This window comes from Stenotrophomonas sp. PFBMAA-4, from assembly GCF_030053215.1.
GTDB lineage: Bacteria > Pseudomonadota > Gammaproteobacteria > Xanthomonadales > Xanthomonadaceae > Stenotrophomonas.
Window position 1 is genome coordinate 41,437 of sequence record NZ_JASGBW010000032.1, and the last position, 13,266, is coordinate 54,702.

Annotated in this window: 15 protein-coding genes; 7 read left to right on the top strand and 8 right to left on the bottom strand. The window is 69.0% G+C overall.

Going from position 1 to position 13,266, the window contains the following annotated elements; genetic code table 11:
* The first annotated feature begins 9 nt into the window (after nucleotides 1–9).
* Entirely contained in the window at nucleotides 10–2,574 is a 2,565-nt protein-coding gene (gene mprF / locus QMZ26_RS17390; RefSeq protein WP_283222178.1) for a bifunctional lysylphosphatidylglycerol flippase/synthetase MprF, read from the top strand.
* A 46-nt stretch (nucleotides 2,575–2,620) separates the two neighbouring features.
* Here the strand turns inward: mprF and QMZ26_RS17395 are convergent, their stop codons facing one another.
* The 4 genes from QMZ26_RS17395 to QMZ26_RS17410 form a co-directional block, all read right to left on the bottom strand.
* Entirely contained in the window at nucleotides 2,621–3,967 is a 1,347-nt protein-coding gene (locus QMZ26_RS17395) for an AcvB/VirJ family lysyl-phosphatidylglycerol hydrolase (RefSeq protein WP_283222179.1), read from the bottom strand.
* A 78-nt stretch (nucleotides 3,968–4,045) separates the two neighbouring features.
* Nucleotides 4,046–4,663, bottom strand: coding sequence for a DUF998 domain-containing protein (locus QMZ26_RS17400; RefSeq protein WP_283222180.1), 618 nt, complete (start codon nucleotides 4,661–4,663; stop codon nucleotides 4,046–4,048).
* The gene (locus QMZ26_RS17405; protein WP_174208733.1) at nucleotides 4,660–4,833 is read right to left on the bottom strand and encodes an oxidoreductase-like domain-containing protein; all 174 of its coding nucleotides are present in this window, start codon (nucleotides 4,831–4,833) and stop codon (nucleotides 4,660–4,662) included. Before QMZ26_RS17405 ends, QMZ26_RS17400 begins: the two co-directional genes overlap by 4 nt.
* 58 nt (nucleotides 4,834–4,891) lie before the next feature.
* Entirely contained in the window at nucleotides 4,892–5,494 is a 603-nt protein-coding gene (locus tag QMZ26_RS17410; protein ID WP_283222181.1) for a hypothetical protein, read from the bottom strand.
* 230 nt (nucleotides 5,495–5,724) lie between these two features.
* On the opposite strand from QMZ26_RS17410, the gene QMZ26_RS17415 reads away from it, so the two are divergent.
* Nucleotides 5,725–6,876 carry a tetratricopeptide repeat protein gene (locus QMZ26_RS17415; RefSeq protein WP_283222182.1) on the top strand — a complete coding sequence of 384 codons (1,152 nt, stop codon included), beginning with the start codon at nucleotides 5,725–5,727 and terminating at the stop codon, nucleotides 6,874–6,876.
* Between the two features lie 7 nt (nucleotides 6,877–6,883).
* Here the strand turns inward: QMZ26_RS17415 and QMZ26_RS17420 are convergent, their stop codons facing one another.
* On the bottom strand, nucleotides 6,884–7,219 hold the full coding sequence (locus QMZ26_RS17420) for a zinc ribbon domain-containing protein YjdM (RefSeq protein WP_108747861.1): 336 nt from the start codon (nucleotides 7,217–7,219) through the stop codon (nucleotides 6,884–6,886).
* 501 nt (nucleotides 7,220–7,720) lie between these two features.
* Here QMZ26_RS17420 and QMZ26_RS17425 point away from each other — a divergent pair.
* The 3 genes from QMZ26_RS17425 (at nucleotide 7,721) to QMZ26_RS17435 (ending at nucleotide 9,798) form a co-directional block, all read left to right on the top strand.
* The gene (locus QMZ26_RS17425) at nucleotides 7,721–9,082 is read left to right on the top strand and encodes an Hsp70 family protein (protein ID WP_283222183.1); all 1,362 of its coding nucleotides are present in this window, start codon (nucleotides 7,721–7,723) and stop codon (nucleotides 9,080–9,082) included.
* Nucleotides 9,083–9,310: 228 nt separating this feature from the next.
* Nucleotides 9,311–9,604: a YkgJ family cysteine cluster protein gene (locus tag QMZ26_RS17430; RefSeq protein ID WP_108747862.1), complete on the top strand. Its 294-nt coding sequence runs from the start codon at nucleotides 9,311–9,313 to the stop codon at nucleotides 9,602–9,604.
* An 11-nt stretch (nucleotides 9,605–9,615) separates the two neighbouring features.
* Complete coding sequence (locus tag QMZ26_RS17435; RefSeq protein WP_079222716.1) at nucleotides 9,616–9,798, top strand: hypothetical protein; 183 nt, start codon at nucleotides 9,616–9,618, stop codon at nucleotides 9,796–9,798.
* A 48-nt stretch (nucleotides 9,799–9,846) separates the two neighbouring features.
* Here the strand turns inward: QMZ26_RS17435 and QMZ26_RS17440 are convergent, their stop codons facing one another.
* From QMZ26_RS17440 to QMZ26_RS17450, 3 genes are read right to left on the bottom strand one after another with little or no spacing between them, the layout of a single operon-like run.
* Nucleotides 9,847–10,725 (bottom strand): DUF4097 family beta strand repeat-containing protein, encoded by an 879-nt coding sequence (locus QMZ26_RS17440; protein ID WP_283222184.1) that lies wholly within the window; start codon nucleotides 10,723–10,725, stop codon nucleotides 9,847–9,849.
* Nucleotides 10,726–10,736: 11 nt separating this feature from the next.
* Entirely contained in the window at nucleotides 10,737–11,279 is a 543-nt protein-coding gene (locus QMZ26_RS17445) for a hypothetical protein (RefSeq protein ID WP_283222185.1), read from the bottom strand.
* Complete coding sequence (locus QMZ26_RS17450) at nucleotides 11,276–11,860, bottom strand: sigma-70 family RNA polymerase sigma factor (RefSeq protein WP_283222186.1); 585 nt, start codon at nucleotides 11,858–11,860, stop codon at nucleotides 11,276–11,278. Before QMZ26_RS17450 ends, QMZ26_RS17445 begins: the two co-directional genes overlap by 4 nt.
* A gap of 122 nt (nucleotides 11,861–11,982) precedes the next feature.
* Here QMZ26_RS17450 and QMZ26_RS17455 point away from each other — a divergent pair, with 122 nt between their 5' ends.
* A complete protein-coding gene (locus tag QMZ26_RS17455; protein ID WP_283222187.1) occupies nucleotides 11,983–12,162 on the top strand; it encodes a hypothetical protein in 180 nt (59 codons plus the stop codon).
* Between the two features lie 35 nt (nucleotides 12,163–12,197).
* The gene (locus QMZ26_RS17460) at nucleotides 12,198–12,791 is read left to right on the top strand and encodes a mechanosensitive ion channel family protein (RefSeq protein ID WP_079222721.1); all 594 of its coding nucleotides are present in this window, start codon (nucleotides 12,198–12,200) and stop codon (nucleotides 12,789–12,791) included.
* Nucleotides 12,792–13,266: the final 475 nt, after the last annotated feature.

Sequence of the window (13,266 nt, forward strand, 5' to 3'; positions counted from 1 at the left end):
CTTGCGCCGATGACCCACGCCCCCGATTCCACCACCGCTTCCCATACCCCGGCATGGAAGCGGGTCCTGACCATCGTCATCCCGCTGCTGATCCTGGCGCTGGCCCTGCACGGGCTCGCCAACGAATTCGACGAGCATGGCTACCGCGCCATCCGCGACGCCTTCCACAAGCTGACCGGCGCGCAGATCGCGCTGACCGTGCTGCTGGGCCTGGCCAGCTACGCCTGCCTGATCGGCTTTGATGCCATCGGCCTGCGCCGCAGCGGCATCCGCGTACACCCCGCGCGCGTGGGCATCACCGCGTTCCTGGCCCACACCCTGGGCCAGACCGTGGGCTTTGCCGCATTGACCGGTGGCGCGGTGCGCCTGCGCGGCTACCGCAGCGCCGGCCTGGACCTGGCGCAGATCGGCCAGGTGGTACTGATGAGCACGCTGGGCTTCGTGTTCGGTGCCTGGCTGCTGATCGGCGTGGCGCTGTGCATGGAACCGGCCGCGGCCGCGCTGGCCCTGCCGCTGGACCCGGCGGCGGTGCGCGTGGTCGGCATCCTCGCCCTGCTCGCCTACGCCGCCACCGTGCTGCTGGTCGGCCGCAACGGCCGCCAGTTCCGCATCTTCGGCCATGGCCTGTGGCTGCCCGACCGCCGCACCATGCTCGGCGTCACCGTGCTCAGCGTCATCGAACTGGTGCTGGCCAGCGCCGCGTTCTACGTGCTGCTGCCCGACTCCACGCCCACCGGCCTGCCCGGCTTCGTCGGCCTGTATCTGGTGGCCGTGCTGGCCGGCCTGGTGTCCACGGTGCCGGCGGGCCTGGGCGTGTTCGAATGGAGCCTGCTGAAGCTGCTGCCGCAGGTCGCACCGGCCGCAGTGCTGGCCGCCGCGCTGATCTACCGCGTCACCTACTACGTGCTGCCGCTGCTGCTGGCCACCCTGCTCGCCCTTGCCCCAGCCCTGCGCCAGCCGCTGCAGGCCAGCGCCGGCGCCACCCGCGCCGGCTGGCACGCGCTGCGGCCATGGCTGCCGCAGATCATCGCCCTGGCCGTCTTCAGCATCGGTGCCGCGCTGGTCATCGATGGCACGCTGCCGACACCGCGCCGCCATCTCCTCAACGCCTCGCTGCCCATCCTGGAAACCTCGCACCTGATCGGCAGCCTCGGCGGCGTGGCCCTGCTGCTGATCGGCCAGGGCCTGGCCCGGCGCAGCCATGCCGCGTGGATGCTGGCAATGGCGGTATGCGTGGTCACGCCGCTGCCGCTGTGGCTGCGCGGTGGCCAGCCGCTCATTGCCGTATCGGCGCTGCTGGTGGCGATGGCGCTGTGGGCCGCGCGCCGCGAGTTCTACCGCCAGGGCGCGCTGCTGGATGAAGCCTGGTCGTGGCCGTGGCTGCGCAACCTCGGCCTAGTCCTGGTAGCGGTGACCTGGCTGCTGTTCTTCACCTACAGCCACGTCGAATACCAGAACGAACTGTGGTGGCAGTTCGCGGTGTCGGGCAACGCGCCGCGTGCGCTGCGCGCGTTGCTGGTGGTGGCCATCGCGCTGGTGATGTTCGGCCTGGCGCGCCTGCTGCACAGCACGCGCACCCCGTTGCCGGCTGCCGACGATGCCACCCTGCAGGCGCTGGCACCGGTGCTGGCCGGCGCCACCGACACCCAGGCCTGCCTGGTGCTGACCGCCGACAAGGCGGTGCTGCGCGACGAGGCGAAACAGGGCTTCGTGATGATGCAGCGCTATGGTGGCTCGCTGATCGCGATGGGCGATCCGGTCGGCCCGCCGGAGGTGGCCCGTGCGCTGATCTGGCGCTTCCGCGAGGAAGCCGACCGGCTTGGCCTGCGCCCGGTGTTCTATCAGGTGGGCGAAGCGTACTGGCAGACCTATTTGGACCTGGGCCTGGGCCTGGTCAAGCTGGGCGAAGAGGCGATGGTGCCGCTGCATGACTTCGGCCTGGAAGGACGCGAACGCGCCGACCTGCGCCAGGCCTGGAACCGCGGCAAGCGCAGCGGCCTGTCATTCCGGGTGGCGCCGGTGGAAGAGATTCCCGAACTGCTGCCGCGCCTGCACGCCATTTCCAACGCCTGGCTGGACGACAAGGCCGGCGACGAAAAGGGGTTCTCGCTGGGCAGTTTCGATCCCGGCTATCTGGTGCGCTTCCCGGTGGCGCTGGTCGAGGCCGAAGGTGAGATCGTGGCCTTCGCCAACCTGTGGCAGGCGCCGGCCGGGGCCGAGCTGTCGGTGGACCTGATGCGCCATGTCAATGAAGCGCCGAAGGGCACGATGGATTTCCTGTTCATCGAACTGTTCCTGTGGGGACGTGCGCAGGGCTATGCGCGCTTCTCGCTGGGCATGGCGCCGCTGTCCGGGCTGGCCCAGCACCGCCTGGCCGGCCGCTGGAACCGCTTGGCCGGCCTGCTGGCGCGGCATGGTGAACGCTTCTATGGCTTCAGTGGCCTGCGCCGTTTCAAGTCGAAGTTCGACCCGCAGTGGCGCCCGCGTTACCTCGCCGCACCGGGTGGCATGCACCTGCCGGCGGCACTGCTGGATGCCACGCGGTTGATCTCGTTGGACCCGCGGCGCGGCTGATGGAAAGTTTCGCCGGGCATGGCCCGGCGCTACCGGTGGGTGCGGCCTACGCGCCGCCCTTGAGGATCACCTCAGCCAAACGATCGTAATCACCGTTGAAGTGATGGTCGCCCGGCAGCTTCAGCTTCTGCACGCCATCGTTGGCCGGCAGGTCCGGGCACAACGCGTCCTCGTCATCCTTGCCGTACACGCACAGGGTCTTGGCCGCAGGCAGCTTCGCCACTTCCGGTGCGATCGGCAGGCCGCCGCCGCCACCGCCCAGCCAGTTGCTGACGTGGAATTCAAAATCAGCCTTGCGCCCCACCGACAGCAGCGCGATGCGCTCGATGCCGTCGCGGGTGCCCGCGTCGAGCTGGTTGATGGTGGCCGGCAGGACATCGGCGCCCTGCGAGAAACCAACCAGCATCACTTTGTCGCGGCGCCATTGCTGCCTGTAGTGGGCGATGATGCTCTGCAGGTCGGCGGCGAAGCCCTTGGGCGTGCGCTCGCTCCAGAAGTAGCGCAGTGAATCGATGCCGACCACGGCCACGCCATGCTCGCTCAGCGACGAGGCAACGTTCTTGTCCAGGCCCGCCCAGCCGCCGTCGCCCGACACGAAGATGGCCAGGGTATCGCCGTTGCCGCTGGCCGGCACTTCCACCACCGGCAGTCCCTTCAATGCATCCGGTGGCGGTGCCAGGCTCACTCCGGCCTGCGCGCCGACCACCCGTGCCGCAGCCACCAGGCCGGGCGAGGCATCACCGCGGGCAGTGCGCTTGAATTCACGCGCCATCGCCACCTGCTGCACGAACGCACCGGCCTGGCCGGCCTTGCAGGCATTGCCGCCGGCCGCGCTCAGCCACGGGAAATTCAGATCGGTCGGCTGCAGCCGGTTGTGCTTCACGCCATCGCCGCAGACCATGCGCTCATGGCTGTGGTCGGGGCAGAAGCCCGTGGTCAGCAGCCCGGCAAACACCTGCGTGTCGGCCTGCGCAGCCAGCGTATAGGCCATTTCCGCGCCTTCGCCATCACCGCCGACCAGCGGCAGGTGGTAGCCCGGCAGGTGCAGCGAGGCCTGCAGCCAGCGCGAGAAATTCTCGACGTCACCCGCACCGAACGAACAGGTCGGATTGCCTTCGCGCTTGAGCACGCCACGCAGGTGGCTGATGTCCACCGCCGCCACCAGGGCACCGTCGGCACGCAGGGCTTCAATCGGCAATCGGCTGGTATCGCCACCGGCAGTCGGTTCATGGAACCAGATCACCACCCGCTGCGGTGTTCCCGCAGGCATGTGCACCGGTATCTGGTCGAAGCGCCCATGGCTGAACTGCTGCACGTTCGCCGCCGCCATGGCCGGCAACGCAGCCAGCGCCAGCACCACACCCATTGCCCTGCCCAGCCCTGCACGCTTCATATCGCATCCCCGGTGGAATGCGCACACGATACGCCGCCACCGCGTGCACGGCACGTACCCGTGCAGGCCGTTGGGGATTCAGTCGGATGCGCTGCGCTGGCCGCGGCGGTACAGGGCAAACGCCAGCCACAACAGCCAGCCGGCAATCACCACGATCACTGTCTTCTGGCCCAGCCCACGCGGTGGCCCGGCCCGCCACAACACGTGCAGCCACAGCAGGACAAACGCCAGCCACGCCCAGCCCCACAGCAGCGCCGCACTGCGCTGCCAGCCCGGTTCGCGGCGCAGGTACCACGCCTGCAGCAGCATGCCGACGCTGGCGCACAGGAACGCGGTGTTGGCCGCCAGGCCATGCACCAGCGGCGCCAGCAGTGGCATCGCTGAGGGCAACCAGCTGTCGCCGATGGAAACGGTGGCCAGGCCGAGCGCAGCCACGGTGAACAGCAGCGGTGCAGCGGCACTGCGCCGCGGTCCCGTGCTGTGCCGGTACAGCGCGATGCCCAGCACGGCGATGGCCAGCGCCAGCAGGCAGTAGGCACTGCGCAGCGCCAGCCCCCAGGGGCCATGCAGGTACAGGCTGAGGGTGGCCTGCACCCAGTCCAGGTCAGCGCGCGCGAACTGGGTCCACACGGCAGTGGCGATGAACAGCAGCAGCGCAACGATGGCCAGCAACGCCGCCGGCCGCGCGCGCATCACGGTGTCTCCTGCGGGTGCCGCGCCTGCCACTCGGACAGCGCCTTGCGGTAGCGCTGCAGCTCGTCCGAATACAGGTCGAGCACGCACAGCGGGCAGCCGCTGCCGCAGCACTCGTTGGGGCCGGGCTCTTCCGGCGGCAGCGGGCGCGGATCGGGATCAGGTGCGGGCACGGGGTCGGTCACGGGCAGGCAGGACGTTGCGGACAGGCGCCCAGTGTAACGGCCCCGCTCAGGCGTCCAGTTGTCGCCGCAGGTTGGCGCGCGCGGCCGCGTCCAGGCGCTGGTGGAAGAAATCGCTGAGGAAGATGCGCGGCGCGCGCAGCAGGCCCTGCAGGAAACGGCGGCGGCCAGCGCGATAGAGGAAGCCCGGCACCACGCCCTGGTACTCCTCGGCCACGCCGCGGTCGTAGGCGGAAAACACCGCCTCGGGCGCGGCCAGGATGGCCATGTCGCAATCCAGGAACAGCGCCGCCTCGGCATCCACGTCTTCCGGCCCCAGTTCGCCGTGGCGCGCGGTCAGCAGGATCAACTGCTCCACCCGTGCCGCATCCACACCGGCCAGCTCCGGCGCCTGGGCCATGGCCCGGCGGGCCAGTTCGGCCGAACGCGCTTCGTTGTCCTTGCGCCCCGCCTGGTAGATGGCGTCGTGGTAGAGCACCGCCAGGTACACCTCGGCCGGTTGCTGCCAGCCGGGCCCGGCGGCAACGTCCTGGCAGTGCTGCAGCACCGCGCGCACGTGGCCGAAGTGATGGTAGGCGCGCGGTGGCGTGGCGTAGGCATCCTGCAGTGCCTGCCACTGCGCCGGTGCCAGCGGGATCGGGGCGAAGTCCATGCAGGGATCATCCCGCCGGCAGCCGCTGCGGGCAAGCTGGACAATTTTTCACCAGGCGCTCACATCGCCTGCGCGGCAATGCTGGCAACGGGTTGTCCACAGCTTTGTCGCGGGCTGATCCACACCGGGTGTGGATGAACCTGCGCCGCCGACCAATGGTCGATACCGGCCTGCCCACGCAGGTCTACACTGCCGGAAGGCGGGGCTGCCCGCCGCTGCAGGGAACTGCCATGCGCCGTCTTGCCGCTTGTTGCCTTGCCCTCCTGCTGGCTGCCACCGGTGCGTCCAGCGCCCTGGCCCAGGACCCGCCACCACCGGCGCCATATGTGGCACCGGCCGCGCCGGTTGCCGTGGCCAGCGTGCCACCCCCAGAACAGGTGCTGGCCATTCCCCCGCCCCTGCGGCAGATGCTGCAGGCACGGGTGATCGCCCACCACAGCTCACGCGAGCAGCGCCTGCAGGCACTGGCCGAGATGATCTTCGGAGCGCAGGCGCTGGACCTGCAGTACGACCCCAATGCGACCTACACGCTTTCGGAAATCTGGCAGAAGCGGCAGGCCAACTGCCTGGCCTTCACCCTGCTGTTTGCCACGCTTGCGCGCGAGGCGGGCATCCAGGCAAGCGTGCAGGAAGTGGATCGCGTCGTGTCCTGGTACCAGGACCAGGACCAAGGCGTGGTCTACAGCGTGGGCCACGTCAATGTAGGCGTGGTGGTGAACGGGCGCAGCGGCACCGTCGACCTGGACCGCAACATCCTCTATGACCGCCGCGGCCCGCATGCGATCACGCTGGACCGGGCGCTGGCGCACTTCTACAACAACCGCGGCGCCGAGCGGATGACCGCCGGTGACATGGCCGGCGCGCGCGACTTCTTCAACGCGGCACTGGCCCGCGCGCCGGATTTTGCACCCGCCTGGAACAACCTCGGCGTGCTGGACAGCCGCCAGGGCGACCTCGCCGGCGCGCGCACCTCGCTGGAAAAGGCGCTGCGGCTGGATGCCCGCGAGGATTCGGCACTGGTCAACGCCAGCGTGCTCTATCGCAGCCTGGGCCTGGTCACGCAGGCGCAGGCGCTGGAGCAGCGGCTGAAGGCTGTGCAGCGCAATGATCCGTTCGCCCAGTACATGGCCGGTGCCGCCGCGGAGCGCAGTGGCGACCTGGCCCTGGCGATCCGCTATTACCGGCGCGCGGTGCAGCTGTACGACAACGCGCACCAGTTCCATTTCGGGCTGGCGCGCGCGTATTTCCTCAGTGGGCAGTTGGCGCGTGCCGACCGCGAGCTGACGCGGGCACGTGCGCTGGGCGGCAACAGCAACCAGCAGCGCTACCAGGCCAAGCTGGACGGCCTGTCGCGCCTGCGCACGCAGCAGGCGCGGCGCTGAGGGCGGCTCAGGCCTTCTTGAGGAAGCAGGTCTTCAGCACCAGGCCCTTGATCTTGTCCGAGTTGCCTTCGATGTGTTCGGCATCGTCCTCGACCAGGCGGATGTTGCGGATGACCGTGCCCTGCTTGAGCGGGATGGACGAGCCCTTGACCTTCAGGTCCTTGATGACGGTGACGGTGTCGCCGGCCTGCAGGGTGTTGCCGTTGCTGTCACGCACGACCAGGGCCGCGCCGGCGCCCTCCTCGGCGGTCCACTCGAAACCGCAGTCGGCGCAGATCCACAGCGCGCCATCGGCATAGGTGTTTTCCAGGGTGCACTGCGGGCAGGCGGGAGCGGACGACATCAGCAAGTACCTCAAAATGAATCAACGGCCGCCATTGTAACCGGCGGGTCCGTGCTTCCATTTTTCCGCGTGCAGCGCCCCCGTGTCATGGCGTTGAGGCGAGGGGCCATGCGGGGCAGGACACGCCGTAAACCCATCCATGGGGGCTCGATGGCGCCATCCATGGCGCCAACGGTCCTGCCCCGCATGGCCCCTCGCCTCCGGACAGTTTCCCGCGCCCGCGGCCGGAAGAATCAAAAGCCTGCGCTGCTGCTTTGCTTTCTGCTGCCGCAGTGCAGGGGAACTGTCATGGCGGCGTGGGGAGGGGCGGATGGGACCGTAGGCTCCACGTACGGCGCCTACGAGCTACATGGACGTATTTACCGCGTGTCCCGTCCGCCCCTCCCCGCGCCGCCCGAGCGATCCAGGGAGGCGTTGAACCCATCCGAAGCAGAGGGGGAACTTGCAGGAAGACCCGATCTGCAGCAGAGTGCGCGGCCCCCGCCCGCCCCGGACCTCCCCATGCGCCTTGGCATCGACTTCGGTACCAGCAACTCCGCCGCCGCCATCGTCCGTGATGGACAGCTGCTGCCGATCCGCTTCGGTGACGCAGAGCAGTTCCGTACCAGCGTGTATTTCCCCGGCGTGGTGCCCGACCCGGACGACTTCCAGCTCGACGCCGGCCAGGAACACGAACTGCAGCAGATGATCGACAGCGCCGCCCGTGCCGCGCGCGCCGCCGGCCAGGAACGCACCCCGCAGGCACTGCGCCGCGAAGCCCTGCGCGCCCTGCGCCGCGAATGGATGGAAGCCCGCGCCGGCAAGGAACGCAGCGCCAGCGACCTGCTGCAGAACGCCATCTACGGCGATGACGCCCTGGAAGCCTATTTCGACGAGCACGAAGGCAACCTGGTGCAGAGCCCGAAGTCGATGCTCGGCTACAACCTGCACCCGCGCGCGCGGCAGACCATCACCGGCATCGCCGCGCACATCCTCGAACACATCCGCCTGACCGCCAGTGCCCAGCTCGGCCAGCCGCTGCGCGCGGCCCTGCTCGGGCGCCCGGTGCAGTTCCGCAGCTCGATCGGCGCCGCCGGCAACGACCAGGCGCTGGACATCCTGCGCGAGGCCGCCACCCAGGCCGGCTTCGACCAGATCGACTTCCTCGAAGAACCAGCGGCGGCGGCCATGCATTACCACGCCGAAAGCCGCGAGCGGCACCAGGCCGTCATCGTCGACATCGGCGGCGGCACCACCGACATCGCCCACGCTGAAGTGGGTGGCGATGCCGCCCCGCGCATCCATCGCGCCTGGGGTATCGCCCGCGGCGGTACCGATATCGACCTGTCACTGAGCCTGTCCAGCTACATGCCGCTGTTCGGCCGCGGCGTCACCCGCGTGCCCGCCCACCACTACGTGGAAGCGGCCACGGTGCAGGACATGACCCGCCAGCGCGACTTCCGCCAGCACAAGTACGACCACGTGGATGATCCGTGGGGTTCGCGCCTGCAGGCGCTGCAGGACACCGGCAACACCGCACGCCTGTACCGCGACGTCGAACGCGCCAAGATCGCCCTGAGCAGCAGCCCCAGCCACCGCAGCACCCTGGATTACATCGCCCGCGACCTGCATGCCGACAGCAGCACCGAAGGCCTGGCCACCGCCGCCTCGGGCTACCTGGCCCAGATCCGCGAGCTGCTGGCCCAGGTCCGCAGCGATATCGGCGGCGACCCGGATGCGGTGTTCCTGACCGGCGGCATGTCCCGCGCCGGCTACCTGCGGCAGGCGGCGGCCGAGGCCTTCCCGGGCGCCCGCATGGTCCATGGCGAGCCCTCGCTGGGCGTGGTCCAGGGCCTGGCGCTCGCGGCAGCCAGCCGGGATTAACAAAACGTTACGCGGAGTTTGCTACCCTCGGTAGGCTTGATAGGGCTCTACCTTCCGCCGGCTGCGCCGGTGTGTGTATCCGGGTAGGGCCCGGCCCGCTTGGCGGGCCTTGCGGCCATGCCTTCTGGCTCGTCCATGGTCCGCGTACTACCCGAGCCGCCATCGAGACCCGCTTTGGGCACCCGCCTGGCCCCTGTGGCCGCACAACCTGAAGAAGCACCTGCACCCATCGACTGCCGCCGTTGTGATGCGGTCTGTTGCCGGTTGCCCGTGCTGCTGCAGGCCGGCGACGACGTGCCCCGCCAGTATACCTCGCGCGACAGGCACGGCCGTGCCGTGATGGCGCGCAATGACGAGGGCTGGTGCGCGGCGATCGATCCCTATCACCTGCGCTGCACGATCTATTCGCAGCGCCCGGCGATCTGCCGCCAGTTTTCGATGGGTGGCGACGACTGCCGCCGCGAGCGGCAGGATTACCTGCGCCAGGCTGATGCCTGGTCGCTTTCCTCCCCTTCCACCTGACAGGAGCAACCATGCCCCGCAAGGCAAAGACCCCCGCGAAGGCTACCAACAGCATCCGCAGCGAACGCAAGGGCGCGGCCGCCAGCACCACGGTCAGCAGCGATTCGATTGCGTCCGATCTGGCCGCGTTCCGCAAGAGCGGTGGCAAGATCGAAGTGCTTGGCACCACCTGGGCGCTGAAGAAAGCCAGCTGACCCACCCTGACCGCGGCGGCGCTGCCGCCGCGGCCTGCCGGGCCGCGCTCAGCGGTCCAGGCTGACCCGCACGCTGCCCGAATGCGACTGGATGCGGATGTCACCATCGCCACCACCCAGCTTCGTATCGAGACTGCTGCCCGGCCCATAGCGCGGCCGCTCCACGGTGCCGGCATCACTGTTGATCGAGCCGGCGAAGCTGTTCACCGACAGCTGGGCCGAGACCTTGACCGGCAACCGCAGGTTGACCGAAGCACTGACCGACTCGACGTTGATGCGACCGCCCGGGGCCAGCCCCGAGGCAGACAAATCGATGCCGCCGGACACCGTCTCCACCGCCAGGCGCTGGATGCGGCCGGCATCCACGCCGACCCGCCCGGACACCGTCTGCGCGCCGATATCCCCTGACACGCCCCCACCCGCCTCGATGCGGCCACTGACGGTGTTCACGTCCAGGCGTGGCGTCTGCAGCTTGGCGATGACGTTGCCGCTGACCGTGTTGAGCTTGCTGTCGCCACTACGCCCGGCGGCGTTGAGGTTGCCACTGACCGTGTCGGCCTGCAGCCGGCGCACGTCGATGCCGCTGATGTCCTGGTCGGCACTGACCGTGCTCAGCAGCAGTTCCGAGGCACGCGGGACATTCAACACCAGGGTGGCCGTGCCGTTGGTGTGGCGCCGCGGGTATTCCACTTCCCAGCGCACCCGGTTGGCGCTCTTTTCCTGCCGCAGCTGCAGCCCATCGCCGAGGCTGCCGGTCAGCTGCACTTCGTTGCGGTCCCAGCCGCGCACGGTGACCTTGCCGGCCACGTTGCTCAGCTCGATGCGGCCACCGCTGGCCAGGGTGTGGCGCTCATCCACGCGTGTATCGGCCAGGGCCAGGGCAGGCAGCAGCAGCAAGGCAGCGCAGAGCGGGAAAAGGGTTCGCATGGGGTCTCTCCTCAGGTTGTCAGTCCGGCCGCGGCGGCCTGCGCCGCCTGCCGGGTCAATTCGAGCCGCAGCGTATAGGTACGCTTGAGCTGTCCAAGCAGGTGCGGTGCGCGCGGATCCTGCGCCAGCGCAGCACGGATCTGTGCCGCACTTTCATCCAGTTCGTGCAGGGCCGGCTGCCATTCCGCGGCGCGGGCACCGGGCAGCGATGCCACGGCCTGCTGGTACTGCTCGGTCATCGCCGCAGCCTGCAGCTGCAGCACCGATGGCGCAGGTGCCTGCACCGGTGCCTGCCGCCACGGGGCCACCGCATACACTGCCAGGCCGGCGGCCAGCGCAGCACCTGCCGGCAGCCACCAGCGCGGGCGGGCACGGCGCGGCAGGGCCACGACGTTGCCGGGATGCTCCACCGCTGCCGGTGCCGCTTCGCGCGGTGGCAACTGCGCCGCCAGGCGTGCCCAGCCATCGGCCGGCGGCATGCGCTGCCCGGGCAATGCCCGCAACCGCGCCTGCAGCGCAGGGTCGTGGTCGTGGTCGGTTTCGTGGGTACTCATGTCATGTCTCCCAGACGCGCGCGCAGCAGGCTCCGCGCGCGGTGCAACTGTGCCTTGGAACTGCCGACGGCCATCTGCAGCTGTTCGGCGATTTCCTGGTGTTTCCAGCCTTCGATGTCGTGCAGCACCAGCACCGCACGCGCCCGTGGTGGCAGCGTCGCCAGCGCGCGTTCCAGATCGCGCTCGGTGCCGGCGCAGCGATCGTGCACGGCCAGCTCCTGCAGGCCGCCATCGACCTCGTCCAGGCTGTCGTGGTCCGGCCCGGCGGCGCGGCCGCGCAGCTCCATCAGCGCTGCGTTGACGCCCAGCCGGTGCAGCCAGGTCGACAGGCTGCTTTCGAAGCGGAACCCCGGCAGCGCCTTCCAGGCCTGCAGGAAAGCTTCCTGCAGCGCATCCTCGGCGCGCGCCTGCTGGCCGCCGCACAGGCGCCACAACACCGCGAACACGCGCGGCGAATGGCGCCGGTAGAGCTGTTCGTAGGCCCCCATGTCGCCCGCCGCCGCGGCCCGCACCAGGGCGGGTTCGTCGACGGCGTCGGCGTCGGTGGTGGCAGGCAGCGCGGGCATGATGGTGTCGAGCATATCGCTTGGATGCGGCGACCCTGGAAAAGGTTTAAGGCCGATTGAAGGCGGCGCCATTGCAACCTTTTCGATGCTGGCTGCATCCATGCAGGGTCCTTGGTGAAAATCCCCGGAGTCCCGCCATGTCCAGCTCCTCCTGCGCCGCCCTGCTGGTGATCGTCGCCTGCGTCGTGCTGCAGGCCCTGGACCTGTCGCTGCAGCTTCGCGCGGACAACAGCCAGGCCTGCCTGCATCAGCATCGGCAGGCGGTGGTCTGCGTGGCCTGGCCAGGATCGGTCGAAACCCCGGCACGCGCCGGGTAACATCAAGGGCCGTTATCGCCACGTGTTGTCGCCCCATGATGTTGTCGCTGAAGGATCACCTGCCCGCCTGGAGCCATCCGTGGCTGAACTACATCGGCATCGCCCTGCAGATCGTGCTGGTGCTGGTGGTTGCCTGGCTGCTGCGGGTACTGGCCCGCCGCCTGATCCGCCGTTTCGCCGAGCACTACACGTTGCCGCCGGAGATGGCGATGGGCGCGCGTCGGATCACCAGTTTCGTGGTCTATTTCAGTGCGCTGCTGTACATCCTCAGCCTCTTGGGCGCGAAGCCATCGGTGCTGTGGACGGCCTTCACCGGTTTTGCCGCCGTGGGCGCGGTGGCGTTCTTCGCGGCGTGGAGCGTGCTGTCGAACATTTTCTGCACGCTGCTGATCTTCACCACCCGTCCGTTCCGCCTGCATGACTACATCGAGGTGCTGGAGAACGGCGAGAAGCCGGGGCTGAAGGGCCGGGTGATCGACGTGAACCTGATCTACACGACGCTGCAGGAAACGGGCAACGGCCACGAGGGCACGGTGCTGCAGCTGCCGAACAACCTGTTCTTCCAGCGCACGGTGCGGCGCTGGCGGGATCCCTCGCAGGCCCCGGGTGGCATCCAGGGCGACGGCTGAGAGGTTGAGGGTTTTTGCAGGGCTGCGCCCTGCACCTGCAGAGGCCAGAGCAAGAGCAGAAGCTGGCTTTCCGTGGGTTGGCGGGGCGGGTCCGGTTGAGGGGGACGCTGCAAGTACGTCCATGTAAGCTCGGTCGCCGCATCCATGCGGCTCACGCCCCCTCAACCGGACCCACCCCGCCTTCGACAGTTCTCCGCGATCTGTCAGAACGGCGTTCTGCTTTGGTGGGTGCCGACCGTTGGTCGGCACGGGGTCGGATATCGATGTCTGACAGATGTGTCGACCAAGGTCGACACCTACCAACAGCCGCACGTCCCAGTAGATCCACGCCATGTGTGGATGAATTCACTCGATATCCGACAGATGTGCCGACCAACGGTCGGCACCCACCAAAAGCAGCTGGCACCAACAGCCACCGGCCAACTGTCAGAGGTGGGGCGGTGTGGGTGGGCAGGACCGTTGGCGCCATGGATGG